General features: G+C 68.7%; 27 protein-coding genes. 17 read left to right on the top strand and 10 right to left on the bottom strand.

From position 1 onward, the window contains the following. Positions 1-10 precede the first annotated feature (10 nt). The 3 genes from MF270_RS21095 to MF270_RS21105 form a co-directional block, all read right to left on the bottom strand. The gene (locus MF270_RS21095) at positions 11-1003 is read right to left on the bottom strand and encodes a BMP family protein (RefSeq protein WP_238367768.1); all 993 of its coding nucleotides are present in this window, start codon (positions 1001-1003) and stop codon (positions 11-13) included. Between the two features lie 157 nt (positions 1004-1160). Then, positions 1161-2453 (bottom strand): amidohydrolase family protein, encoded by a 1293-nt coding sequence (locus tag MF270_RS21100; RefSeq protein WP_238367769.1) that lies wholly within the window; start codon positions 2451-2453, stop codon positions 1161-1163. 112 nt (positions 2454-2565) lie between these two features. Next, a complete protein-coding gene (locus tag MF270_RS21105) occupies positions 2566-2862 on the bottom strand; it encodes a hypothetical protein (RefSeq protein ID WP_238367770.1) in 297 nt (98 codons plus the stop codon). 200 nt (positions 2863-3062) lie between these two features. On the opposite strand from MF270_RS21105, the gene phnC reads away from it, so the two are divergent. The 6 genes from phnC to MF270_RS21135 all read left to right on the top strand — a co-directional run bounded on the left by phnC (position 3063) and on the right by MF270_RS21135 (position 8435). Then, positions 3063-3884 carry a phosphonate ABC transporter ATP-binding protein gene (gene phnC / locus MF270_RS21110; protein WP_238367771.1) on the top strand — a complete coding sequence of 274 codons (822 nt, stop codon included), beginning with the start codon at positions 3063-3065 and terminating at the stop codon, positions 3882-3884. Positions 3885-3917: 33 nt separating this feature from the next. Continuing rightward, entirely contained in the window at positions 3918-4823 is a 906-nt protein-coding gene (gene phnD / locus MF270_RS21115; protein ID WP_238367772.1) for a phosphonate ABC transporter substrate-binding protein, read from the top strand. A gap of 143 nt (positions 4824-4966) precedes the next feature. After that, complete coding sequence (phnE, locus tag MF270_RS21120) at positions 4967-5839, top strand: phosphonate ABC transporter, permease protein PhnE (RefSeq protein ID WP_238367773.1); 873 nt, start codon at positions 4967-4969, stop codon at positions 5837-5839. Next, a complete protein-coding gene (phnE, locus tag MF270_RS21125) occupies positions 5836-7149 on the top strand; it encodes a phosphonate ABC transporter, permease protein PhnE (protein ID WP_238367774.1) in 1314 nt (437 codons plus the stop codon). The genes phnE (MF270_RS21120) and phnE (MF270_RS21125) overlap by 4 nt, the downstream gene beginning before the upstream one ends. 5 nt (positions 7150-7154) lie before the next feature. Continuing rightward, on the top strand, positions 7155-7796 hold the full coding sequence (locus MF270_RS21130; protein ID WP_238367775.1) for an SDR family NAD(P)-dependent oxidoreductase: 642 nt from the start codon (positions 7155-7157) through the stop codon (positions 7794-7796). Positions 7797-7817: 21 nt separating this feature from the next. Beyond that, a complete protein-coding gene (locus MF270_RS21135; RefSeq protein ID WP_238367776.1) occupies positions 7818-8435 on the top strand; it encodes a DapH/DapD/GlmU-related protein in 618 nt (205 codons plus the stop codon). 5 nt (positions 8436-8440) lie between these two features. Here the strand turns inward: MF270_RS21135 and rpiB are convergent, their stop codons facing one another. Beyond that, entirely contained in the window at positions 8441-8890 is a 450-nt protein-coding gene (rpiB, locus tag MF270_RS21140) for a ribose 5-phosphate isomerase B (protein WP_238367777.1), read from the bottom strand. Between the two features lie 79 nt (positions 8891-8969). Beyond that, positions 8970-9683: a phosphonate metabolism transcriptional regulator PhnF gene (phnF, locus tag MF270_RS21145; RefSeq protein ID WP_238367794.1), complete on the bottom strand. Its 714-nt coding sequence runs from the start codon at positions 9681-9683 to the stop codon at positions 8970-8972. 99 nt (positions 9684-9782) lie between these two features. Between phnF and phnG the strand changes: the two genes are divergently transcribed. From phnG to phnN, 8 genes are all read left to right on the top strand, one after another. Next, positions 9783-10238: a phosphonate C-P lyase system protein PhnG gene (gene phnG / locus MF270_RS21150; protein ID WP_238367778.1), complete on the top strand. Its 456-nt coding sequence runs from the start codon at positions 9783-9785 to the stop codon at positions 10236-10238. Continuing rightward, positions 10238-10807: a phosphonate C-P lyase system protein PhnH gene (phnH, locus tag MF270_RS21155; protein WP_238367779.1), complete on the top strand. Its 570-nt coding sequence runs from the start codon at positions 10238-10240 to the stop codon at positions 10805-10807. The genes phnG and phnH overlap by 1 nt, the downstream gene beginning before the upstream one ends. Continuing rightward, positions 10807-11895 carry a carbon-phosphorus lyase complex subunit gene (locus MF270_RS21160; protein ID WP_238367780.1) on the top strand — a complete coding sequence of 363 codons (1089 nt, stop codon included), beginning with the start codon at positions 10807-10809 and terminating at the stop codon, positions 11893-11895. Before phnH ends, MF270_RS21160 begins: the two co-directional genes overlap by 1 nt. Further along, a complete protein-coding gene (locus MF270_RS21165) occupies positions 11892-12488 on the top strand; it encodes an HAD family hydrolase (RefSeq protein WP_238367781.1) in 597 nt (198 codons plus the stop codon). The genes MF270_RS21160 and MF270_RS21165 overlap by 4 nt, the downstream gene beginning before the upstream one ends. Next, complete coding sequence (locus tag MF270_RS21170; protein ID WP_336246042.1) at positions 12485-13342, top strand: alpha-D-ribose 1-methylphosphonate 5-phosphate C-P-lyase PhnJ; 858 nt, start codon at positions 12485-12487, stop codon at positions 13340-13342. The genes MF270_RS21165 and MF270_RS21170 overlap by 4 nt, the downstream gene beginning before the upstream one ends. Next, a complete protein-coding gene (gene phnK / locus MF270_RS21175) occupies positions 13339-14109 on the top strand; it encodes a phosphonate C-P lyase system protein PhnK (protein ID WP_238367782.1) in 771 nt (256 codons plus the stop codon). Before MF270_RS21170 ends, phnK begins: the two co-directional genes overlap by 4 nt. An 85-nt stretch (positions 14110-14194) precedes the next feature. After that, a complete protein-coding gene (gene phnL / locus MF270_RS21180; protein ID WP_238367783.1) occupies positions 14195-14878 on the top strand; it encodes a phosphonate C-P lyase system protein PhnL in 684 nt (227 codons plus the stop codon). Then, positions 14875-15420 carry a phosphonate metabolism protein/1,5-bisphosphokinase (PRPP-forming) PhnN gene (phnN, locus tag MF270_RS21185; RefSeq protein WP_238367784.1) on the top strand — a complete coding sequence of 182 codons (546 nt, stop codon included), beginning with the start codon at positions 14875-14877 and terminating at the stop codon, positions 15418-15420. Before phnL ends, phnN begins: the two co-directional genes overlap by 4 nt. Here the strand turns inward: phnN and MF270_RS21190 are convergent. Continuing rightward, entirely contained in the window at positions 15402-16073 is a 672-nt protein-coding gene (locus tag MF270_RS21190; RefSeq protein ID WP_238367785.1) for a DUF1045 domain-containing protein, read from the bottom strand. The two genes, phnN and MF270_RS21190, sit on opposite strands and share 19 nt — an antisense overlap. 49 nt (positions 16074-16122) lie before the next feature. Here MF270_RS21190 and MF270_RS21195 point away from each other — a divergent pair, with 49 nt between their 5' ends. Continuing rightward, positions 16123-17265: an alpha-D-ribose 1-methylphosphonate 5-triphosphate diphosphatase gene (locus MF270_RS21195; RefSeq protein WP_238367786.1), complete on the top strand. Its 1143-nt coding sequence runs from the start codon at positions 16123-16125 to the stop codon at positions 17263-17265. Here MF270_RS21195 and MF270_RS21200 read toward each other — a convergent pair. The 4 genes from MF270_RS21200 to MF270_RS21215 all read right to left on the bottom strand — a co-directional run bounded on the left by MF270_RS21200 (position 17258) and on the right by MF270_RS21215 (position 22237). Next, positions 17258-18031: a sulfite exporter TauE/SafE family protein gene (locus MF270_RS21200; RefSeq protein WP_238367787.1), complete on the bottom strand. Its 774-nt coding sequence runs from the start codon at positions 18029-18031 to the stop codon at positions 17258-17260. The two genes, MF270_RS21195 and MF270_RS21200, sit on opposite strands and share 8 nt — an antisense overlap. Further along, positions 18032-18697 (bottom strand): EthD domain-containing protein, encoded by a 666-nt coding sequence (locus tag MF270_RS21205; RefSeq protein WP_238367788.1) that lies wholly within the window; start codon positions 18695-18697, stop codon positions 18032-18034. It abuts the gene before it with no gap. Between the two features lie 61 nt (positions 18698-18758). Continuing rightward, entirely contained in the window at positions 18759-19757 is a 999-nt protein-coding gene (locus MF270_RS21210; RefSeq protein ID WP_238367789.1) for an ABC transporter permease, read from the bottom strand. A 2-nt stretch (positions 19758-19759) separates the two neighbouring features. Next, positions 19760-22237 (bottom strand): ATP-binding cassette domain-containing protein, encoded by a 2478-nt coding sequence (locus tag MF270_RS21215; protein WP_238367790.1) that lies wholly within the window; start codon positions 22235-22237, stop codon positions 19760-19762. A gap of 399 nt (positions 22238-22636) precedes the next feature. Between MF270_RS21215 and MF270_RS21220 the strand changes: the two genes are divergently transcribed. Further along, positions 22637-23392 carry an SDR family NAD(P)-dependent oxidoreductase gene (locus tag MF270_RS21220; RefSeq protein WP_238367791.1) on the top strand — a complete coding sequence of 252 codons (756 nt, stop codon included), beginning with the start codon at positions 22637-22639 and terminating at the stop codon, positions 23390-23392. Between the two features lie 12 nt (positions 23393-23404). Continuing rightward, positions 23405-25114, top strand: coding sequence for an FAD-dependent oxidoreductase (locus MF270_RS21225; protein ID WP_238367792.1), 1710 nt, complete (start codon positions 23405-23407; stop codon positions 25112-25114). Positions 25115-25430 lie beyond the last annotated feature (316 nt).

Genomic DNA, 25430 nt, shown 5'->3' on the forward strand with positions numbered 1-25430 from the left:
GATGCGCCGCTTACGCGGGCTCGTCGAAGTTGCGCGGCACTTCGAATTCGCCCGCCATGATGGCGGCGCGCACCTCTTCCATCTTGGCGACCGCCTCGGCCGGGGCGGCGCCCTCGACATACACGATGTCGTTGCCGCCGTCCTTCATCAGGCTCAGCGGCGTGTAGTTCTTGCCCGTCGGGTTGCCGGCCGAGGCATCGGCCACGGCGGCGTCCAGCAGCGGCCGGAAGGACCAGAGCGCGTTGGCGAACACCGTCTCGGGGTAGCGCGGCGTGTAGTCGATCATCGAGCCCACGGCCTTGATCCCCCGCTCCTTGGCCGCATCGGCGGTGCCGATCCGCTCACCAAAGAGGATGTCGGCGCCGCTGTCGATCTGCGCCAGCCCGGCCTCGCGCGCCTTGGGCGGATCGAAGAAGGTGCCGATGAAGCTGACAAGGTGCGTGACATCCGGGTTCACCGCCTTCACCCCGTCGGCGAAACCGTTGATCAGCATGTTCACCTCGGGGATCGGGATCGCGCCGACCGAGCCCACGGTGCCGCTTTCGGTCATCGCCCCGGCGAGCATGCCGCAGAGATACGCCGCCTCCCAGTTCCAGGTGCCGAAGACGCCGAAATTGTCGCCTGCCGCCTCGCCGGACGAGCCCATAAGGAAGGCCGTGTCGGGATAGTCACCCGCCACGCTGCGCGCCTCGCGCTCGACCGCGTAGGATTCGCCGACGATCAGCGCATTGCCGGCCTCGGCATATTCGCGCATCACGCGGGGGTAATCGGTGCCCGAGACCCCTTCGGAGAAGGTGTATTCGATCGCGCCATCCTCGTGCGCGGCCAGCATGGCGGCGTGCAGGACCGAGTTCCAGGTGTTCTCGACCGGCGAGGCATGGATGCCGGCCAGTTTCAGCGGCGCGCCCTGCGCGCGCAGCACGGCGGGGGCGAACAGCGAGGTGGCGGCGACGGCCGTGCCGGTGCCCAAGAGGCGGCGACGGGTGATCAGGCGACGTGTCATGGTGGTATCCTTATCCCTGGTGTCCCCCGGAGCAGCGCCGGGGCATCGTTATGGGCCGCGCGGGCGGCATGCCGGAATTGAGCGCGGCCCGCCCCCGACCTGTCAAGCGCGACGGGGTCTTCAGGGCGGCCTGTGACGCATTTTCCTGACCAAATGATCAAATAACGCCTTTGGGCGCGTAATCGGTCGGATCGAGGCTGGCGGGCCGGCCATCCAGCGACAGGCGGGTGACCTCGGGCGCCGTTTCGGCCACAACCTTGCCGCGCCGGATGACCTTGAGGCGGGCGGGGCGCAGGCGGATCGCCTCGGCCGTATCCTTTGCCTGAAGGATCACCATGTCGGCGTAGCAGCCGGGTTCCAGCCCGTAGCCACCCAGCCCCATGATCCGGGCCGAGTTCACCGTTACCGCGTCGAAGAGCGTGCGCTTGTCGGCGACCGATCCCATCTGCGTCGCGTGGACGGCCATGTGGGCGACGTCCAGCAGGTCTCCGGTGCCCATGGAATACCACGGGTCCATCACGCAATCCTGGCCGAGGCCGACGGGGATGCCCATTTCCAGCATCTGCGGAATGCGCGTCAGGCCCCGCCGTTTCGGGTAGGTGTCGTGGCGCCCCTGCAGCATGATGTTGATCAGCGGGTTGGGGATTGCGGCCATCTGCGCTTCGGCGATCAGGGGCAGCAGTTTCGAGACGTAGTAATTGTCCATCGAATGCATCGAAGTGAGGTGTGAACCCGACACCCGGCCCTGCAACCCAAACCGGATCGTCTGAGCGGCGAGCGTTTCGACATGGCGCGACATGGGGTCGTCCGTTTCGTCGCAATGCATGTCGACCATGAGCCCACGGTCGGCGGCGATGCGGCACAGCGCCTCGACCGAGCGCGCACCATCCTCCATCGTGCGTTCGAAATGGGGGATGCCGCCGACGATGTCGATGCCCATGTCCAGCGCGCGCTCAAGCGCCTCGACGATCCCCGGGCCGCGGTAGTAGCCGTCCTGCGGGAAGGCGACCAGTTGCAGGTCGAGGTAGGGTTTCACGATCTCGCGCACTTCCAGCAGCGCCTCGGCCGTCACCAGCCGCGGGTCCGAGACGTCGACGTGGCTGCGCACGGCCATCAGCCCCTTGGACACGGCCAGGTCGCAATAGCGCACCGCCCGTTCGATCAGCGCCTCTTTCGTGAGGGTGGGCCGCAGTTCGCCCCACAGCGCGATGCCCTCCAGCAGCGTGCCCGAGACGTTCATGCGCGGCAGGCCCAGCGACAGGGTGGCGTCCATGTGGAAATGCGGATCGACGAAGGGCGGCGAGACGAGCAGCCCGCCGGCGTCGATCACCTCTCCCGCCTCGGCGGTGATGCCGGGCTCAATGGCCGTGATACGCCCCCCGGCGACGGCGATGTCGATCCCGGTGCTTCCGTCGGGCAGCGTGGCGTTGCGGATCAGCAGGTCGGTCATGGGCGGAGTCCTGTCGTGGTCGGTCTGGCGGCAGGGTATGGGCGCGGAAAGGGGCTGTCATCCCCGATCCGGTGGGGCCTGCACATTTCTTGACCAGATAGTCAGAAATCGATCAGGACGGGTCGGCGCTTGGCCCCAGCATCTCCCAGTTTTCGCCCATGGCGACGATGCAGGAGGTGCCGTTGGCATAGGCCTGCACCAGCGTCCAGTCGCCGGTGCGCGGGGCGATCCAGACCTCGAGCAGCGCATCGGGGCCGCGCATGCCGAAGGCAGCCTTCTCGGCCCCCTGTCGGGTCGTCAGTTGCTGCTCCAGCCGGGCGGTGTCGTCGCAGATCACCTCTTCCAGCCGAGCGGCGCCGGGCTGGGGAATGAGGGCGAGCGCCCCGAGGGCAAAGACAAGTGCGCGCATGGACGAATCCTAGCACGGCCCACGCAAATGTAACCCCATTATGACAGACGGCGCGGAAATTTCGCGCGATCCGGGGGCGCGGCGCCCGCATGGAGCGCACGTCACATATCCGTTGCCCACAGGTCACCGGATCGATTCAAAACCGTCGCACGCACTTTACGCCCGGCCCCTAAGCCGCCCCTCGACAGACGGGGGACGTGATGTTCGAACTCAGGAACGTGACCAAGCGCTTTGGTGACAAGATCGCGGTGGACCGCGCCAGTTTCATCGTGGACCGGCCGATGATGATCGGCATCATCGGGCGCTCGGGCGCAGGCAAGTCCACGCTGCTGCGGATGCTGAACCGGCTTTCCGACAGCACCAGCGGAGAGATCCTGTTCGATGGCCAGGACATCACCCATCTGCGCGGCGCCGCCCGCCGCAACTGGCAATCGCGCTGCGCGATGATCTTTCAGCAGTTCAACCTGGTGCCGCGCATGGATGTGGTCAGCAACGTGCTGCACGGCACGCTGAACCGCCGCTCGACCCTTGCGACGATGTTCAACCTCTACCCCGCCGCCGACATCCACCGCGCCATCGAGATCCTGGACCGCCTGGGCATCGCCGAGCAGGCGCCGAAACGGGCCGAGGCGCTGTCGGGCGGGCAGCAGCAGCGCGTCGCCATCGCGCGGGCGCTGATGCAGGACCCGGCGATGATCCTGGCGGATGAACCCATCGCCAGCCTCGACCCGATGAATGCCCAGGTGGTCATGGACGCCCTGCGCCGCATCCACGAGGAGGACGGCCGCATGGTCATCGCCAACCTGCACACGCTGGATACCGCCCGCCGCTACTGCGACCGGGTGATCGGCATGCACGACGGGCGCATCGTCTTTGACGGCCGCCCGGACCAGCTGACCACCGGCATCGCCCGCGACATCTACGGCGCCGGGGACGATTTTTCCGAGGCCGCGACCTCGACCGCCATCGAGGCGCTGAACTCGGCCGAGGCGCGTCGCCTCAAGGCCAAGGCGCTCGTCTGACCAGACCAACCCTTTCATCCCACGGAGAGACAGATGAAAACCACCCTAGCCTTCGCCCTTGCCACCACCGCCATCGTCGGCGCCGCCCAGGCGCAGGGGATCGAGGAATTCCGCATCGGCATCCTTGGCGGCGAAAACGCCCAGGACCGCATGAACTCCTACGCCTGCCTGCAGGACTATGCCTCGGCAGAGCTGGGCGTGCCGGTCAAGCTGTTTGCTCCGGCCGATTACAACGGCGTCATCCAGGGCCTGCTGGGCGGCACCATCGACATGGCCTGGCTGGGCGCCTCGGGCTATGCCGCCACGTTCCTGCAAGACCCCGAGGCGGTCGAGCCGGTGCTGGTCAAGGTCAACCTCGACGGCTCCATCGGGTACCATTCCATCGGTTTCGCCCGCGCCGACAGCGGCATCACCTCGCTTGAGGACATGCAGGGCAAGGTTTTTGGCTTCGGTGATCCGAACTCGACCTCGGGCTACCTGATCCCGTCCATCGAAATCCCGGCCGAGACCGGCGCGACCATGGAATCGGGCGACTACTTCGGCGAGGTCAAGTTCACCGGCGGTCACGAGCAGACCATCGTCGCGGTTTTCAACGGCGATATCGACGGCGGCGTGACCTGGGCCGACGGCCAGGGCAACTGGGAAGACGGCTACAACTCGGGCGCGCTGCGCAAGGCCGTGGATGCCGGCCTCGTCGACATGAACGAGCTGGTGCAGATCTGGAAGTCCAAGGTGATCCCCGAAGGCCCCGTCGTGCTGCGCAAGTCGCTGCCGGCCGAGGTCAAGACCTCGATGACCGCGCTGGTCGAGGGGCTGTACGACATGGACAAGGACTGCGCCTACGGCGTGGCCGCGGGCGACACGCTGGGCTTCCAGCCGGTGACGCATGACGTCTACCAATCGGTGATCGAAGCCCGGAAAGCCAAGATCGGCGGCTAAGCGCTACGCGCTCAACCGTGGTGGCGTAAGCGTCTTTCGCAGAAAGGCGCGCAGCCACACCCCGGTATCAACGCACCAACGCGCCCCGGACCCTCACCGGCCCGGGGCGCATCGCAAAGACCCCTCCCCCCCAAGGATACCGCATGACCGACGCGACCCTTTCCGGCCCGCCGCGCGTGGACACGATCCAGTCGAGCTACCTCGCGCAGGTCCAGCGCCGCCGCCTCTACGGCGGGCTGACGCTGGCGATCTTCGCGCTGCTGATGGTCTCGGGCTTCATGGTCGCCGACGGGCGCAACGCGGGCGGGTTCTGGGACGGGCTGCACAACATCGGCGACTACCCCGCCGACGTGCTGTCCGAAGCCTGGGAAAAGCGCGCCGACCTGCCCGCGCTGATCGTGAAATACTTCCCCGCGCTGATCGAGACGGTGAACATCGCCGCCGTCAGCACCCTTTTCGGCGCCTGCGCCGGGCTGGTCCTGTCGCTGCTGTCGACCCGCGGTCTGGCGCGCTGGCCGCGCCTCATCCCCCTCTTCCGCCGGCTCATGGACGTGATGCGCGCTATCCCCGAGATCGTCATCGCGCTGGTGCTGATCTTCGTGCTGGGCGGCGGGCCGGTGCCGGCGATGATTGCCATCGCCATCCACACCGCCGGGGCGCTTGGCAAGATGTTCTCCGAGGTCGCGGAAAACGCCGACCTCAAGCCGGTCGAAGGGCTGGCATCGACCGGCGCCACCTGGGCGCAGCGCATGTGGCTGGGCATCCTGCCGCAGGTCGCGCCGAACTACCTCAGCTATGCCCTGCTGCGGTTCGAGATCAACATCCGCGCCTCGGCCATCCTCGGCTTTGTCGGCGCAGGGGGCCTTGGCTACGAGCTGCGCAACGCCATGGCCTGGGGGCCGGGCCGGTTCGACGAGGCGGCGGCGATCTTCGTGCTGCTCTTCGGGACCATCGTGCTCTTCGACCAGCTCTCCAGCCGCTTCCGCAACCGCCTGACCGAGGGGCACCGCGCATGACCGCCATCGACCTGGGCCCCGCCAAGCTGGGCGCCGAGCGCCTGATCCGCCGCAAGACGCTGCTGGCCTTCGCCCTGCCCGCCGTGGTGCTGGCCTATTTCACCTACATCTTCTTTGCCTTCGACATCGCGGGCCTTGCCCAACGCGCCAACCTCGACAACGCGGTGACGCTCGCCTCGGACAGCTGGTCCTACAAGACCCATGTCACCCGGTCGAACCGCGACGGAGAGATCACCTATGCCGTCGAGGGCGAGCGCAAGGGCGCCTACCCCGAGGGCACGCGCCCCGATTGGGTCACGGGGGAAGAGATCGTCACCGTGGACCTTGGCAAAGGCCACCTTGTCCGCCTGCTGCCCGAGAACCGCGCCGAGGTGACGATCCCCGGCTTCGGCGTGATCGAGGCGCAGGCCGAGGGGCGCAGCGTCACCACCAACCTGCCCGCCGAGACGCCGGACTGGATCAACGCCGGTCCGCGCCGCGTGGCCATCACCACGCCCGAGGGGCGCATCACCCTCACCGGCTCCAAGACCGAGGTCTTCAATTACTTCCCCGGGTGGGAGCTCTTCTGGTTCACCTTCGACAGCCCCTATTATGGGCACGGGGTCATGCAGATCCTCTTCGGCGACCGGATCGACCCCGCGCGGTCGAACCTGGCCGGCGCCTGGGCCGATTTCTGGGGCAACCCGATGTGGCGCCACGGCGATGTCGCCTGGGCGATCGGAGAGACGATCCTGATGGCCTTCCTCGGCACGATGGGCGCGGCGATGATCGCCCTGCCGCTGGCCTTCCTCGCCGCGAAACGCTTTGCCCCGGTGATGCTGCTGCGGGCGGCGACGCGGCGGCTCTTCGACTTCGTGCGGGGGGTGGATGCGCTGATCTGGACGGTGGTGCTGGCCCGCGCCTTTGGCCCGGGGCCCCTGACCGGCGCGCTGGCAATCCTGATCACCGACACCGGAACCTTCGGCAAGATCTTCTCCGAAGCGCTGGAAAACGTGGATGAAAAGCAGATCGAAGGTGTCGCCTCGGCCGGCGCGAAACCGCTGCAACGCTATCGCTTTGGCGTCATCCCGCAGGTGGTGCCGGTGCTGCTGGCGCAGGTGCTTTATTTCCTCGAATCCAACACCCGGTCGGCCACGATCATCGGCGCCATCACCGGCGGCGGCATCGGCCTGTTGCTGACGCAAGCCATCCAGACCCAGAAGGACTGGGAGGAAGTGGCCTATTACATCATCCTCGTCGTGCTTATGGTCATGGTCATGGACTGGTTTTCGGGCTGGCTGCGCGCCCGCCTGATCGGCAAGAAGGACTGACCCACATGGCCCGCATTCTCATCACCGGCACCAATCGCGGCATCGGCGCGGCCCTCGCGGCCGAGGCGCGGGCGCAGGGCCTCGAGGTCATCGGCACGACACGCGACGGGGCCGGCGGGACGATCCCGCTGGAACTGTCGGACCCGTCGGCCATCGCCGGTGCGCTACACGTCGAAGGCCCGCTGGACCTGCTCATCAACAACGCCGGGGTGATCGGGCCCGACCGGCAATCCCCGCTCGACATGGATTTCGACGGTTTCGCCCAGACGCTGTCGATCAACACGCTCGCCCCGCTGGCCGTGGCGCAGGCGGTGCTGCCGAACCTTCGCCTCGCCGATAACGCGCGCATCCTGACCGTGTCGTCGCAGATGTCCTGGATGGGCTACCGCGCCGCCGACCGCATCGCCTACCGCGCGTCCAAGACGGCGGTGAACAAGGTCATGCAGGGCCTCGCCACCCTGCTCGAACCCGATGGCATCGCCGTCGCGCTGATCGACCCGGGCTGGGTGCGCACCGACATGGGCGGCGCCTCGGCCGACGAAGCGCCCGAAACCGTCGCCCGCGGCATCCTTGCCATTGCGGACCGGCTGACCGTGAAGGACACCGGCAAGTTCTTCCGCTTCTCGGGCGAAGAGCGCCCCTTCTGACGCCCCGTCCCGAGGTTCCAAATGCCGCGCCTGTCGCCCGACGCCCCGTTTGTCCATCCCGATTGCGAGATCACCGACAGCACCTTTGGCGCATTCACCGAGGTCGGGCGCGGCAGCCGCATCGCGCATAGCGCGCTGGACGATTACTCCTACTGCGACCGCTACGCCGACATCGCCAATGCGCGGATCGGCAAGTTCGCCAACATCGCCGCCTTTGCCCGCATCGGCGCAACCGACCATCCGCTGGACACCGCCGCCTGCCACCATTTCCTTTACCGGTCAGACGATTACTGGGACGACGCAGGGCGGGACGAAGACTTCTTTGCCCGCCGCAAGGCGCGGGTGGCCACCATCGGCCACGACACCTGGATCGGCGCGGGGGCGATGGTGAAACCCGAGGTATCCCTGGGCGACGGGGCCGTGGTCGCGGCGGGCGCGGTCGTGACGAAAGACGTGGCCCCCTACACCATCGTCGCGGGCACCCCGGCGGCGGTGCTGCGCCCGCGCCAGCCGCCGGCCATCGCCGAGCGCCTCATCGCGCTGGCCTGGTGGGACTGGCCGCACGCGCGGCTGCGCGACACCCTTGCGGACTTTCGCGCGCTGCCGGCCGAAGCCTTCCTCGAGAAATACGGCGGCTGAGGGCCTCAGCCCTCCATCGCGGTGATCATGTCGACGCGGGTGCCATGGCGGCCGCCCTCGAAGGCGGTCCCGACGAAGGCGTCCACGATCTCGAGCGCCAGCCCCTCGCCCACCACGCGGGCGCCGAGCGACAGCATGTTGGCGTCGTTGTGCGCGCGGATCATGCGGGCCGAGAAGGTGTCCGAGCAGACGCCGCAGCGTATGCCCTTGACCTTGTTCGCGGCCATCATGATGCCCTGGCCCGTGCCGCAAAGGATGATGCCAAGATCCGCCGCGCCCGCTGCGACCTTTTCGGCGGCCGCCGCGCCGTGGTGCGGGTAATGGGTGCTTTCGGGCGTCATGGGCCCGATGTCGGTCACGTCGAACCCCTTGGCCTCGAGGTGTTTCGCGACGGCCTGACGCAGGTCGATGGCGGCGTGGTCGCTGGACAGGACGATGCGGGTGGATTGGGTCATCGGGGCAGCTCCGAAAGGGTCAGGTTTGCGCTCTTCGACCATTTGCGCCGCGCGGGGTCAATCCGCGTTGTCGCCGCACTCAGCTTTCCAGCGTCAGGGTGATGCGGTCGCCTGCGAACCAGGTGCGACCGTATTCGACCGGCACGCCCGCGCCGTCCACGTTGACGCCGGTCGAGCGCAGCAGCGGATCGCCCTCGCGGCAGGCAAGATGCAGCGCCTGGGTCGCGTCCGCGCGCACCGCCGTGAGCCGGGTCGAGGCGCGGGTGTAATCGGGCACCCCGCAGCGGCGCAGCGCCTCGGTCACGCTGGAGACCTCGGTCAGCGCGGCGTCGATCCCCGGCAGCCGGTCCAGCGGGAAGACGCTTTCGAAGACCGCGACGGGCTGCGCGTCGGCCAGCGACAGCCCGTGGTAGACGCAGACCTGCGCGCCGGGGACGAGGCGCAGGGCATGGGCCTCTCCTTCCGTCGCGGCGCGCCGTTCCACGTCCAGCACGATCTTGTCGGGCCGGCGGCCCGCCGCGAGAAGGTTGTCGTGGAAGCGCACCCGCCTGCCAATCGGGTAATCCGCCGGGGTGGCGGCGACGAATGCCCCGGCCCCGCGGCGCGTGTAGACCAGCCCCTCGTCCACCAGCCGCGACAGCGCGTGGCGCACTGTGTGCCGATTGACGCCAAAGCGCGCGGCCAGCGCCGCCTCGGTCGGCAGCTTGTCGCCGGGGGCATAGCGCCCTTCGCTCAGATCGCCGCGCAGGGCGCCCGCAATGGCCTGCCAGACCGGCGTGCGCCCCGCTTTCATCCCCGATGCGTCACCCAAGTTTTACAAATCTCCGCTGTGCGTTCGCGCCGAATCTGCTAAGATGTGTCTAGTTGTATAGTAAGCGCGAAAGGTGTCTAGATGAAAGACACGGCCGACCCCAACGCCGGGCGCAAAGCCTGGATGAGCCTTCTGGCCAAGGCGCCCGAGGGTCGCGTGGCCGCGCTGCTGGAAGCCATGGGTCCACGCCCCGCGCATGGCTGGCTGCGCGCGCCCGAGATCGGCAGCACCATGGTGCGCGGCCGGGCGGGCGGCACCGGCGCGCCCTTCAACCTGGGCGAAATGACCGTGACCCGTTGCGCCCTGCGGCTCGAGGGCGGCGCGGTCGGCCACGCCTATATCCAGGGCCGCCGCAAGGCGGATGCCGAGGCGGCCGCGCTGGTCGATGCGCTGATGCAGACGGACGCCGCCGCAGAGGTACAGGCCGGGGTGCTTGACGTGCTCGAGGCCGAGGCGAGTGCCCGCCGCGCGACCCGCGCCGCCAAGGCGGCGGCCACCAAGGTCGATTTCTTCACCATGGTCCGGGGGGACGATTGATGGATGCCCACGCTCTCGAAGGCGGGTTCGCTGACCCGGCCCGCGACGCCGCCCATGCCTTCCGCGCCATCATGAATGCGATGGCCCGCCCCGGCACCCTGCACGACATCACCGGCGCCACGCCGCCCGCGCCCCTGTCGCCCGCCGCCGGCGCCGCGCTGCTGACGCTGTGCGACACCGATACGCCGCTCTACCTGGCGGGCGACGCCGATTGCCCGGCGGTGCGCGACTGGGTCGCCTTCCACACCGGCGCGCCGCTGACCGGCCCATCGCATTGCATGTTCGCATTGGGGAGGTGGGAGGCGCTTGGCCCCCTCTCGACCTACCCCGTGGGCACGCCCGATTACCCCGACCGTTCGGCCACGCTGATCGTCGAGATGGACGCCCTGACCGACACCGGCGCGCGCCTCACCGGCCCCGGTATCCGCGACGCGGCGGCCCTGTCGCTCCCCGGCATAGACGCCTTCTGCGCCAATGCCGCGCGCTTCCCGCTGGGGCTCGATTTTCTCTTCACCAGCGGCGCGCAACTCGCCGCCCTGCCCCGCAGCACGCACGTGGAGGCCGCCTGATGTATGTCGCCGTCAAGGGTGGCGAACGCGCCATCGAAAACGCCCATGCCTGGCTGGCCGAGGAACGCCGCGGCGACCCTGCGGTTGCCGAACTCAGCGTCGCGCAGATCCGCGAACAGCTGAGCCTTGCCGTGAACCGGGTCATGGCCGAGGGCTCGCTGTACGACCCCGATCTCGCTGCGCTGGCGATCAAGCAGGCGCGCGGAGACCTGATCGAGGCGATCTTCCTCATCCGCGCCTACCGCACCACCCTGCCGCGCTTCGGTGCGTCGAACCCGGTGGACACCGCCGCCATGGCCTGCGACCGGCGCATTTCGGCGACCTTCAAGGACCTGCCGGGCGGCCAGGTGCTGGGCCCGACCTTCGACTACACGCACCGGCTGCTGGACTTCAAACTGGCCGCCGACGGAGACGTCCCGGCCGCCCCGACCCGCGAAACGGACGCCGCCCCGGTCCCCCATGTCACCGATTTCCTGAACCGCGAAGGGCTGATCGAGGACGCCCCCGCCGACGACACGCCCCCGCCCGACCTGACCCGCGAACCGCTCGAGACGCCCGCCGACCGCGCCCTGCGGCTGCAGGCGCTGACCCGCGCGGATGAAGGGTTCACCCTGTCGATGGCCTATTCCACCCAGCGCGGCTACGCCCGCAACCACGCCTTTGTCGGCGAGTTGCGCATCGGCGCGGTGCCGGTGGAAATGGAGATCCCCGAGCTGGGCTTTGCCGTCGAAATCGGCGAAATCACCCTGACCGAATGCGAGACGGTGAACCAGTTCAAGGGCTCGAAGACCGAGCCGCCGCAATTCACCCGCGGTTACGGGCTGGTCTTCGGCCAGACCGAACGCAAGGCCATCTCCATGGCGCTGGTCGACCGGGCACTGCGCTGGGAAGAGCTGGGCGAGGACTTCGAAGGCGCCCCGGCGCAGGACGCGGAATTCGTGCTGTATCACGCCGACAACATCCAGGCGACGGGCTTCCTCGAACACATAAAACTGCCGCATTACGTGGACTTCCAGTCCGAACTTGAACTGGTGCGCAAACTTCGGCGCGAGGCGACGGCGGCGCAGGTGCAGGAGGCGGCGGAATGAAAATCATCGTCTTCGACATCGGCAACGTGCTGGTCCGCTGGGACCCGGCCCCTGCCTTCCGCCCGCAACTTGGCAGCGACGCGGCCGTGGCCGATTTCCTCGCCCGCACCGACTTCCTCGCCCGCAACCTGCGCGCCGACCGGGGCGAACGTTTCGGCGCCCTGGCACAGGAGATCGCGGACCCCGATGACCGCATGCTCTTCGCCGCCTATGCGACCCGGTTCGCCTGCACGATCCAGCACGCCATCGAAGACTCCTGGCGCCTGCTGGACCGCCTGCGCAGCCGCGGACACGCGATCCACGCCATCACCAACTGGTCGGCGGAAACCTGGCCCATCGGCCTCACCGCCCACCCGCGCCTGCAGGAGGCGTTCGGCGTGACCATCGTCTCGGGGCAGGAAAAGATGACCAAGCCCGACCCGGCGATCTTTCACCTGCTGTGCCAGCGCGCCGGCGTCACGCCGTCCGATTGCACCTTCATCGACGACAGCGCCGCCAACGTGGCCGGCGCCGAGGCCGTCGGCATGGATGCCATCCGTTTCACCGATCCCGCCGCGCTTGACCGCGCGCTGACCGACAGGGGGCTGCTGTGACCGACCAGGCCTATAACTTCGCCTACCTTGACGAGCAGACCAAGCGCATGATCCGCCGCGCCATCCTCAAGGGGCTGGCGATCCCCGGCTACCAGGTGCCCTTTGCCAGCCGCGAGATGCCCATGCCCTACGGTTGGGGCACCGGCGGGGTGCAGGTCAGCGCCGCCGTGCTGACGCCCGAGGACCGGCTCAAGGTCATCGACCAGGGCGCCGATGACACGACCAACGCCGTATCGATCCGCAGCTTCTTCCAGCGCACGGCGGGGGTCGAGACGACCACGAAGACCGCCGAGGCGAGCGTCATCCAGACCCGCCACCGCATCCCCGAAGAGCCGCTGCGCGAAGGCCAGATCCTCGTCTACCAGGTGCCGATCCCGGAACCGCTGCGGTTCCTCGAGCCGCGCGAGAGCGAGACGCGCAAGATGCACAGCCTCGAGGAATACGGGCTGATGCACGTCAAGCTCTACGAGGATATCTCGCGCCACGGCCATATCGCGACGGCCTACGCCTACCCCGTCAAGGTCGAGGCGCGCTATGTCATGGACCCCTCGCCGATCCCCAAGTTCGACAACCCGAAACTCTCGGATAACCCCGCGATCCAGCTCTTCGGCGCGGGTCGCGAACAGCGGATCTACGCGCTGCCGCCCTGGACGCAAGTGGCGAGCCTGGATTTCGAGGATCACCCCTTCGAAGCCTCAAAGGCCGACCACCCCTGCGGCCTCTGCGGGGCGACCGAAAGCTACCTCGACGAGGTCATCACCGACGATGCGGGCGGGCGGATGTTCGTCTGCTCGGACACCGATCATTGCGACACCCGGCAGGCCGCCGGCCACCGCGGAAAGGACGCCGCATGACACCACTTCTGTCTGTCGAGGGCCTGACCAAGCGCTACGGCGCGCATCTGGGCTGCGGCGACGTCTCCTTCGACCTTTACCCGGGCGAGGTCATGGGGATCGTCGGCGAAAGCGGCTCGGGCAAGTCGACGCTGCTGAACTGCATGGCCGGGCACCTCGCGCCGGACGCGGGCCGCGTGGTCTTCGACACCCGCGCCGATGGGCCGAAAGACACCATCACCATGTCCGAGCCCGAACGCCGGATGCTCGGCCGTACCGACTGGGCTTTCGTCCACCAGCACGCCCGCGACGGGCTGCGCATGGGCGTCAGCGCGGGCGGCAACGTGGGCGAACGGCTGATGGCCGTGGGCGCGCGCCATTACGGCGAGATCCGGGACCAGGCCATCGACTGGCTCGGCCGGGTCGAAATCGACGCCACCCGCGTCGACGACCGCCCCACCACTTTCTCGGGCGGCATGCAGCAGCGGCTCCAGATCGCGCGCAACCTGGTCACCGGCCCGCGCCTCGTCTTCATGGACGAACCGACCGGGGGCCTCGACGTGTCGGTCCAGGCGCGCCTGCTGGACCTCCTGCGCGGCCTCGTGCGCGACATGGGGCTATCGGCGATCATCGTGACCCACGACCTGGCGGTGGTCCGCCTGCTCGCCGACCGCCTCATGGTGATGAAATCCGGCCGCGTGGTCGAGGCGGGCCTGACCGACCAGGTCCTCGACGACCCGCAGCACGGCTACACCCAGCTTCTCGTCTCCTCGGTGCTGCAGGTATGACGGGGTCCCCCTTCATCTTGCCAATAAACTCCGGGGAGTGTGAGGGGCTGGCCCCTCACTTCGACACATCAACGAGCGCACAGCCATGATCGAGATCGACAACATCACCAAGACCTTCACCCTGCACAACCAGGGCGGCGCCGTGATCGAGGTGCTGGGCAGCGCCAGCCTTTCCGTCGCGCCCGGCGAATGTGTCGCCCTGACCGGGGCCTCGGGCGCCGGGAAATCCACGCTGATGCGGATGATCTACGGCAATTACAAGACCCAGTCCGGCGCCATCCGCATCGGCGGCACCGACATCGTGACGGCCGAGCCGCGCGAGATCATCCGCCTGCGCCGCGAGGTGCTTGGCTATGTCAGCCAGTTCCTGCGCGTCGTGCCCCGCGTGCCGACGCTGGACGTGGTGGCCGAGCCGCTGCGCCTGCTTCTCACGCCACAGTCAGAGGCCGAGGCGCGGGCCCGCGACCTGCTGGCCCGGCTCAACATCCCCGAGCAGCTCTGGCCGCTCTCGCCCACCACCTTTTCCGGTGGCGAGCAGCAGCGCGTGAACATCGCGCGCGGCTTTGCCCATGCCTACCCGGCCATGCTGCTGGACGAGCCGACGGCGAGCCTGGATGCCGCCAACCGCGAGGTCGTCCTGACCCTGATCGAGGAGGCCAAGGCGCGCGGCGCGGCCATCATCGGCATCTTCCACGACGAGGCGGCGCGCGCCCGGGTCTGCGACCGCGAGATCGACGTCAGCCAATTCACCCCGGCGCGGGCGGCATGAGCGCGGGGCGGCTCATCGCGGTGGTCGGACCCTCGGGCGTCGGCAAGGATTCCGTGATCGCCGGGATCATGGCCGCGCGGCCGGACCTGCGCCTTGTGCGCCGCGTCATCACCCGCGCGCCCGAGCTGGGCGGAGAAGAGTATGTGCCCGCCACCGTCGCGGAGTTCGAGGCGATGGCAGCGCGCGGGGCCTTCTGCATCCGCTGGGGCGCGCATGGGCTTTACTACGGCATCCCGGCCTGGACCGTGACCGCCGTGCAGGAGGGTGCCGAGTGCCTCGCCAATTTCTCACGCGGGGCGCTGGACGAGGCCGCGCGGATCTTTCCCCGCCTGAAGGTGCTGCACATCACCGCCACGCCCGAAACCCTCGCACGCCGTCTCGCGAACCGGGGGCGGGAGAGCGAGGCCGAGATCGCGGCCCGGCTGACCCGCAGCACCGATCCGCTGCCCGAGGGCCTCGACGTGACCGAGATCCCCAACGACGGGACGCTGGACGCGGCCGTCGCCCTGGCGCTGGCCGCGCTTCAGCCGGTGAGGGCGTAGCGTTGGATCAGCTCGAACCGCCCATCCGACCGCTCGCCCACCAGCGCCACCGCATCCAGCACGAAGGGCGCGGGCAGGTCCGGCAAGAGCCCCGACGCCTCGGCCATCCAGGCGGGCAGTTCGGGCTTGGGCAGACGGCCCGTGAGGGTCAGGTGAAAGCGAAAATCCTCCATCACGTATGGATAGCCCCAGGCTTGCAGGTTTGCCTCCTGCCGCTCGGACAGTCCGGCCTTGCGGCGGCGCTCCAGCTCGGCCTCGGGGGCCGGCGCGCGGAAGGCGTCGAGATCGCGCACAGAGGTCGCCGCGACCCGCGCGACCCCCGAGACATCCCCCACCGGCGTCAGCGCCAGGAAGCGCCCCAGGGCGGTCAGCGCCAGCCCCTCGGCCCGCGCCGGCGCGCAAGCGGCGGCCATCGCCGCGACCGCCTCGGCCAGCCCCTCGGGCGAGCGGCCATCCGCCAGCCGGAAAGGCGGTTTCAGCGTGCCGTGGAAACCGTACTTGCGGGGTGTCATCGTGACGTCATCAATCCCGGGCACGTCCCAGTGATCCACGGGCGCCCCCGATTCCACGTCCCAGCCCAGCCAAGACGCGCCGAAGGCGGCGAGCGGGCCCGCGGGCGGCAGGTAATAGATCGCAAAGCGAGTGTATGACATGAACTCCCCTTTCTCTCCCGGCTCTTTCGCAGATGCGCATGACGGTTCCATGTCAGACCCGGTGACGCTTGCCAACGCCCGGCTGGTGCTGGCGGACCGTGTTCTCACCGGCCGCATCACGCTGGCGGACGGCGTCATCGCCGAAATCGCCGAGGGCGACGCGGTACCCACCGGCGCCATCGACTGCGCCGGCGATTACGTCATGCCCGGCCTTGTCGAGTTGCACACCGACAACCTAGAACGCCATATCGAGCCGCGCCCCGCCGTCGACTGGCCCCACCTGCCCGCGCTGATCGCCCATGACGCCGAGTTGGCCTCGACCGGGATCACCACCGTCTTCGACGCGCTGCGCGTGGGCTCGATCCACGGCAGCAAGGCGCGCTACGAGGCCTATGCCCGCAAGCTGGCGGATGAGCTGCTGGCGGCGCGGGCGGCGGGGCATTTCCGCATCAGCCATTTCCTGCACCTGCGCGCCGAGATCTGTTCGGAAACGCTGCTGGAGGAGATGGCCGAATTCGGCCCCGAGGACCGGGTCGGGATCGTGTCGCTGATGGACCACACGCCCGGCCAGCGCCAGTTCCGCGACATGTCGGCGCTGCGCACCTACGTGGCCAAGAAACGCGGGCTATCCGAGCAGGAATTCATCGACCACGTCGCCAACCTCAAGGAGCTGCAGCGCCTCTATGGCGCCCGGCACGAGGTCGGCGCGGTGGCCGAGGCGGCGCGCTACGGCGCGGTTCTGGCCAGTCATGACGACACCACGGCCGCACAGGTCGCGACCTCGCGCGAGAGCGGCGTGGGCTTTGCCGAGTTCCCGACCACCCGCGAGGCGGCCGAGGCCTGCCATGCCCACGGCATCGCGGTGATGATGGGCGCGCCGAACCTGATCCGGGGTGGCTCGCATTCCGGCAACGTGGCGGCGATGGAGCTGGCCGAGGCGGGGCTCTTGGACATCGTGTCCTCGGACTACGTGCCCTCGGCGCTGCTGCTCTCGGCCTTCCGGCTGGCGGAGTGCTGGGACGACCTGCCCCGCGCCGTGGCCTGCGTGACCGAGAACCCGGCGCGCGCGGCGGGCCTCACCGATCGCGGGCGGCTCGAGGTCGGCTGGCGCGCCGACGTGCTGCACGTGGGGGCTGCGGGCAATGTGCCGCTGTTGCGGGCGGCCTGGAGCCGGGGCGCCCGGGTCAGCTGAACGCCTCGACCCCCGCCTGCGCCAGCAGGACACACCCGATGCCCAGCAGGATCAGCGTGATGAGCGTCCGGAAGGTGTCGGGGTTGACCACCCGCACCAGCCGTGCCCCGGCCCAGCTGGCGACCACCGCCAGTGGGATGAACACCGCGCTGACCTTCAGGCTCTCGGCACTGAAGAGGCCAAGCGCCCCGAAGCTTGGCAGCTTCATCAGGTTCACGCAGGCGAAGAACATGACGCTTGTGCCGACATAGACCTCTTTCGTCAGCCCGCGCGGCATGACGTAGACTTGGAACGGCGGCGGGCCGGCATGGGCGATGGCGCTTGTGAACCCGCTGGCCGCCCCGGCCGCGACCCCTAGGGCGGCATCGGCTGCGCCACGCGCCCGCAGGGCCACCAACGGCCGGCCGCGCCGGGCCTGTGCCAGCTGCCACAGCGCGAAGCTGACCGAGATCACGCCCAGCACCGCCTTGACCGTGTAGGGCGGAACCGAGCTGGCCAGCAGGTAGGCCAGCCCGACCCCCAGGGCGCCGCCGGGGATCAAGACCTTGAGCAAGCTGGCGTCAAAGCTTTGCCGGTAGAGCCAGATCGCCACCCCGTCCTGCACCAGCATGATGGGCAGCATCAGCCCGACGGCGGTGATCGGGTCGATGACCAGCGCCACCAGCGGCGTGCTGACCATGCCGATCCCGGCGAACCCGCCCTTGGACAGGCCCAGGATCGTGACCGCCACGGCCATGACGCCCCAGAAGAGCGGGTCCTGGGGCACTCAGCCCTGCCCGGGCAGCGCCACGGGCTCCACCAGGAAGGTCGAGATCTCGGCGATGAACTCCAGCGCATGGGTCATGGTCGTGCGCCCGATGTCCGATCCGAAGGCGGCGTCGATGGTGGCGCCGTCCGGGAACCACAGCTCGACCATGCCGTCGACCATCATGTGGCCGACTTCGTCCCGCGGCCCGTCCAGCACGAGGTTCTGGCGGTAGCCGGTGATGCCGGGCAGCCGCTTGACGAGAAAGCTGTGCACGTTGAACCACTGGTCCTGGAAGACCTCGCACGACACGTCCGGCCGCTTGCGCAGGATCGACATGCGCTTGAGGCCCGCCTTGGGCGGCGCGATGACCGTGTTGCGCAGGCACACGATGGGGTGGACGGCTTCGACCAGCGGTCCCGGCAGCCCCATCGACAGGTTGAACGCACCCGAGGAGGCGGCGGTCATGCTGGCCGAGATGTCGGGAAACTCCGCCTGGCCAATGGCGTCGAGGTCCAGCGCGCCGCGGGCGTAGCTGATGCCCTTCTGGCTGCGGTCGATCACCCGGTTGAACAGGCCGCCGCCGGGCACCCCGGCCACGGCCTGGCGCATGGCCTCGGCATTGTCGGTCACGTGGCGGTCCGTCAGCTCGGTCCGCGTCTGGATCAGGGACATCACGGTCAGCATGGGCCGGGTCCTTTCGTCTTGAGTGCATGCAGGGCGCACCGGATGCGCGCCCCGTGTCGGCTTAGCGCCGCATGTAGCCGAAGAGGGCCGGCAGGTGCCGCACGGCCACGGCGATGATGATCGCCAGCGCCTGGACCAGCAGCTGGATCGCGGTGCTTGCGCCAAGCGCCAGGACCATCTGGCCCAGCTGCGCCATGAAGAGCGCCGCGACTCCGCTGGCGATCACGCTGCCGCGCCCGCCGGAGAACGGCGTACCGCCCACGACGACCGCCGCGATGGCCGGCAGCAGGAAATCGACGCCCGCCGTCTGCGAGGCCGAGCCGATGAAGCCGGTGAACAGCATCCCCGCCACGGCGAAACACAGCGCCGCGATGGCATAGGTCGCCACCTGGTAGCGCAGGATCGGGATGCCCGCCGCCGTCGCCGCCGCCGGGTTCGCGCCCACGGCCACGAAGCGGCGGCCGGCGATGGTGCGCTTGGTCACCACGCTGATCACGATGATGAAGCCCACGGCCAGGATCAGCGTCATCGGCACACCCAGCAGCTTGCCGTGCGAGAACGCCGCCAGTTCGGCCGGGGCGGTCATCGGACTGCCGCCCGACACGGCCCGCACGGCGCCCATCAGGATCGCGTTGGTCGCCAGCGTCACCACGATGGGCGTGATGTTGACCTTGGCCACCAGGAGACCGTTCACGATGCCGATGCAGACCGCGATGGCCAGCGTCAGCGGCACCGCCAGCAGGGTCGATCCGGTCATGAAGCCGATCTTGGCGAAGAGCAGCCCCGCAATGGTCATCGTGCCGGGCAGCGACATGTCGAGCCCGCGCTGCTGGATCACCACGGTCATGCCGACCGCCGTGATCGCCAGGATCGCGGCAAACGGCAGCATCGAGCTGATCGCCGCCGGCCGCACCACCCCCGGCGCGATGAAAGTGCACAGGATGAACAGGATCACGGTCCCGCCCCAGATCCAGCTGAACTCGTTGAGCACGGTGTCCTTGATCCGCGCGGCCACGGTCTGCCCGGCCGGGCCTGCCTCTTTCGGCAACGTCGATGTCATGGTCATGCCTGCACCACTTTCTCACGGCTTTTCGAATAGAGCGCGACGGAGGCAAGGATCAGCCCGCCCAGAAGGTATTGCTGCCATTCCTGGCTGAGGCGCAGGAACACGGTGACCGAGTTCACCTGGGTGATGAAGATCGCCCCCAGCAGCGCCCCGATGAAGGATCCGCGCCCGCCGAAGAGGCTCGCGCCGCCGATCACGACCGCCGCGATGGAGCCCAGCGTGTAGCCGAGCCCGGCCCGCGGATCGCCGATGCCGACCTGGGCGATCATGGTGATGGAGGCGAGGCCGGCAAAGACCGAGCAGCCGACGTAGCCGATCAGCCGCGTCCGGCCGGGCACGATGCCGGCGGTGCGGGCCGAGTCCTCGCGCGAGCCGAGGCCGCGCATGGCCAGGCCAAGCGCCCCGCGGTAGAGCACGTATTCCATCACCAGCGCCAACACGACGGCGACGATGAAGGTGACGGGCACGATGCCCACCTTGGTGCCAAGTGCCAGCATGATCTGGCTGTCGATCATCCCGCCCGGCACGGGCCGCAGGATCAGCGACACCGCCTGGATCGCCATGAAGGTCGCCAGCGTCGCCACCATCGGGTGCAATCGCAGCCCGACGACCAGCGCCCAGTTGACCACGCCGACCACGACCGACACGCCCATGATCAGCGCCCAGCCCAGGGCCTGCGTCCCCAGCCCGGTGTCCTTGAGCAGGAAGAACGAGCCGACGACCTGTAGCAGGCCCATGGTCGGCCCGACCGACAGGTCGATGCCGCTGACCAGCATCAGGAATTGCTGGCCGTAAGCCACCAGCGCCAGCGTCGCCGCCAGCATCATCATGTTGGAAAGGCTCCGGGGCGAGACGTAGAACGGGTTCCAGAGGCCCGCCACCGTGCCCAGCAGCAGGATCGCCGAGGCGACCATGACCAGCGGCGCGGCATTGCCCGCCGCCCATTTCCAGAACGACCCGACGGCGCGGTGATGCTTGTCGCGCTGCCCGGTGGATTTCAGCACCGACGAGGTGATGTTGTCCTCGGTCACGCGGTCCCCAGACAGCATGTCGACCACCCGCCCGCGCGAAAAGATGGCGACGTGATCGCTCAGCCCCGCGACCTCCTGCTGGTCCGACGACACCAGGATCACCGCCACGCCGCTGCGCGCGGCCTCGCGGATGACGCGGTAGATCTCGGCCCGGGCGCCGACGTCGACGCCCTGGGTCGGCTCGTCCACCAGCAGCACGCGGGGGTTGCCGGCCAGGACGCTCGACAGCACCACCTTCTGCTGGTTGCCGCCCGACAGCGACTGGATCGGCGTCTCGCCATGGGGCGTCTTGACCGCGAATTGCGCGATCGCCTCGCGGGTGCGGCGGCTTTCCGCCCGCGCGCTGACGAAACCGGCGGTGGATTGGTCGCCCAGGCTGCGGATGCCGAAGTTCTCGCGCACCGACAGTTCGGGAAAGATCCCCTCGCGGTGGCGGTCGCCCGGCAGGTAGCTGATGCCTAGCCGCTTTGAGGCCTGGGAGGAGCGGATCTCGACCCCCTTGCCACCAAGCGTGACCGCGCCACGGCCGCGCGTGATTCCGGCAAGCGCGCGCATGAATTCGCGCTGGCCGTTGGCGTCGATGCCGGCCAGGCCCAGGATCTCGCCCGCGCGGACCTGCAGCGACACGTCGGTGAACCCGGGGCCCGAGAAGCCATCGGTGGACAGCACCACCGGGTGTTCGCCCGGCGCGGCCTTTTCGGGGAAGGTCCGGTCAAGATCGCCGCCAACGATCAGTGACACGATCTGGTCTTCGCTCAGCTCGCGCGCCTGAAAGGTGCCCTGCCCCTCACCGTCGCGCAGCACGGTCAGCCGGTCGGCGATGGCCTGCACTTCGCGGATGCGGTGCGAGATGTAGACCACCGCCGCGCCCCGCGCCGTGACCTGGCGCACGCGCGCGAACAGGCGCTCCACGTCCTCGGTCGCCAGGTGTTCGGTCGGCTCGTCCAGCACCAGCACCTTGGGCTCGCATTCCAGCGCCTTCACGATCTCGACGATAAAGCGCTGCTCGGCGTTGAGCGTGGTGATGTGGTCGCGCGGGTCGATGGTGACGTCGCTGCTCCAGTGGTTCAGCAGGCGGCGCGCCCAGTCGTTCAGGCCCGACAGTGCCGGACGGCGGCCATGCGGCAAGCCAAGGTAGAGGTTCTCGGCCACCGACAGGTCGGGCATCAGGGCCGGTTCCTGCCGCACTATCGCCAGGCCCAGCTCGCGGGCACGGTCGGGCTCGCCCGAGGCGGGGGTGCCGTCGATGCGCACCTCACCGGTCGTGGCCACCAGCGCGCCCGAGGCGACGCCCATCAGGGTCGACTTGCCCGCGCCGTTCTCGCCGACGAGGCCATGCACCTCGCCCGCGCGGACGTCGAAGGTGATGTCATGCAGCGCGCGCACGCCGGGGAAATGCTTGGAGACGCCATGCATCTCGAGCAGCAGCCGCTGGCCGGTCATGCGGCTGCCCTCCCGATGCCGGGGGCCGGCTGCACATCGCGCCGGACGGGCTGCGCCTGTCGGTGATCTCTGGTCATGCTGTCCTCCCTCTCGCGGACCCCGGCTTCGGGGGATCTGCGCCTAGCCTAAAATTCTCCTATACCGAAGTTATTTGTCAATATGATATATTTTTTTCCTCAACACGGCGCCACGTCGAGCCGATTTTTCCCTTTATTACAGCCAGTTGATCCACGTCTTCATTTTGCAAGCGCCTGTGAAGGTCAGCTACGGACGAAAAAACCCCTTGGCAATTCGAGCATGTTTGTTAAATTCAAAACCGTTCGCTAGTTGCAAACTTGATGCGGGTCCGCCTGGCCCCGCCCCGGGATCCAGCAGCGAACAACCGGAAAGGGAGGCTACATGCAGGGAATCAAGGGAACGGTCGCCGTGGTGACCGGGGCGGCGCAGGGCAATGGCCAGGCCATCGCCCGCGGGCTGGCCGAGGCGGGCGCGCGCGTCGTCGCCTGCGACATCCAGGCCGAGGCGGTCGAGAAGGTCGCGGCCAGCATCCGCGACACCGGCGGCAAGGCCGTGGGGCTGGCGGTGGACATCACCGACCGCGCCTCCTGCGCCGCGCTGGCCGCGAAGACGCGCGAAAGCTTCGGCGTGGCGGCCAGCATCCTCGTCAACAACGCCGGGATCATCCGCCGCACGGCGACGGATTCGGACACCTTCGACGCGGACTGGGACGCCGTGATGGCGGTGAACGCGGGCGGCCAGATGAACATGGTCCGCGCCTTCCTGCCCCAGCTGATCGAGATGCGCGGCCGCATCGTCAACCTCGGCTCGATCATGTCGGTGGCGGCGAATCCCGGCCTCGTGGCCTATGCCGCCTCCAAGGGCGCGGTGCTGCAGATGACCAAGGCGCTGGCCCATGACCTGGCCGAGCACGGCGTGCGCGTCAACGCCATCGCCCCCGGCGTGATCGAAACGCCGATGACCGTGGCCACCCGCGAAAACCCCGAGGCCATCGGCAAGTTCATGGCGCATACACCGCTGCGCCGCCCCGGCAAACCCGATGAGCTGGTCGGCCCCGTGCTGTTCCTCGCCTCGGACGCCTCAAGCTACGTGACCGGCGCGCTGCTGCCGGTCGATGGCGGCTACCTCGCCGCCTGATGGAGGATCATGATGAAACGTGAGGAAGTGGATGTGCTGGTCGTCGGATCGGGCGCGGGGGGGCTTTCCAGCGCCGTCTCGGCGGCCCACCGGGGCCTTAAGGTCATCGTGGCCGAGAAGGAGCCGGTCTTTGGCGGCACCACCGCCCGCTCGGGCGGCTGGAGCTGGATCCCGAACAACGGCCCGGCCAAGCGGGCGGGGATCCAGGACAGCGTAGAGAAGGCGCGCACCTACATGCAGCACGAGACGGGCGAACATTTCGACGCCGCCCGCGTCGATGCCTTTCTCGAGGCGGGCCCCAAGGCGGTCGAGTTCTTCGAGACCAAGACGGCGCTGCAGTTCGACCTTGGCCCGACCTTTGCCGATTACCACCCCACGGCGCCGGGCGGCATGGATGCCGGCCGGTCCATCGTGGCGCGCCCCTTCGACGGGCGCGAGCTGGGCCGCGAGATCAGGCGCCTGCGCCCGCCCCTGTGGGAAATCACGGTGCTGGGCATGATGATCGGGTCCGGCAAGGAGCTGCTGCATTTCTTCAACGTCACCCGCTCGCCCGTCTCTGCCATTTTCGTGACCGGGCTGGTGGCCAAGTTCGCACGGGACATGCTGTTTCACGGCCGCGCCATGCGGCTGATGAACGGCAACGCGCTGGTCGCACGGCTGGCCAAGTCCTGTTTCGACAAGGACGTGCCGATCTGGACCTCGTCGCCCGTCAAGCGGTTGATCAGGAACGCGGCCGGCGATGTCACCGGCGCGATCATCAACCGGCCTGACGGCCCGATCGAAGTGGTCGCCCGCAAGGGCGTGGTGCTGGCCGCCGGCGGCTTTCCGCAGGATGCCGTGCGCCGGAAAGAGCTGATGCCCCATGCGCCCTCGGGGCATGAACACGTCTCGCCGGCCCCGCCGGGCAACACCGGCGACGGGCTGCGGCTGGCCGAGACGGTCGGCGGCACGATCAACACCGACCTGCCCAACGCCGCCGCCTGGGTGCCGATCTCGCGCCCGCCGCGGGGCGATGGCACGCTGGGAACCTTTCCGCATTTCGTCGACCGCTCCAAACCCGGCGTGATCGCGATCACCCGGTCCGGCAGGCGCTTCGTGAACGAGGCGCAAAGCTACCACGACTTCTGCCAGGCCATGGTCGCCCGTTGCCGCGAGGAAGGCGGGCCGGATGCCGAGTTGGCGGCCTGGTTCATGGCCGACCACCGGACGTTCCGCAAGTATGGCCTGGGCTATGCCAAGCCCACGCCCGTGCCCTACAAGGGGCTGATCAAGAGCGGGTACCTGGTGCGCGGCAAGACGCTCGAGGACCTCGCGCGCCAGATCGGTGCCGACGGGACGCAGCTGGTCAAGACGGTCGAAGAGTTCAACCGGCACGCCGTGCGCGGCGAGGACCCGGAGTTCGGCAAGGGCTCGACCGCCTACAACCGCTCGCTGGGCGATCCCGAGCACAAGCCCAACCCCTGCGTCGCGCCGCTGGCCAAGGGACCGTTTTACGCGGTGCGCGTCCATGTCGGTGACCTGGGCACATTCGCCGGGATCCGGACCAACGAGTATGCGCAGGTGCTGTGCAGCGAGGGCAAGCCGATCAAGGGGCTCTATTCGGCTGGCAACGATGCGGCGTCCATCATGGGTGGCAACTATCCCGGCGGCGGGATCACCCTCGGGCCCGCCCTGACCTTCGGCTACATCGCCGCGCGCCATATGTCCGGCGCCAACGCCTGACCCTCCCCCGGGCTTTTCCCGACGGACATGAGCGCCCCGCCCGGATCTTCCCGGCGGGGCGTTTGTCCATGGCGGGCGCTCATCGCCCCTGGTGGGGTGCCTCGCAACACCACGGGCGGAAACGCAAACGGCCGGGGAGATCCCCGGCCGGTCGTTCGTTATTTGGTGATGGCGGGCGTTACGCCCCCCGCACCGCCTTGAGCACCTTCTGGGGGCTCATGGGCAGGTGTCTCAGCCTTGCGCCGGTGGCGGCGTGGATGGCGTTGGCGATGGCCGGCAGCGGCGGGGTGATGCCGGTTTCGCCGACGCCGCGGAC

Origin of the sequence: Mesobacterium pallidum (assembly GCF_019966535.1) — a bacterium.
Classification (GTDB): Bacteria; Pseudomonadota; Alphaproteobacteria; order Rhodobacterales; family Rhodobacteraceae; genus Mesobacterium; species Mesobacterium pallidum.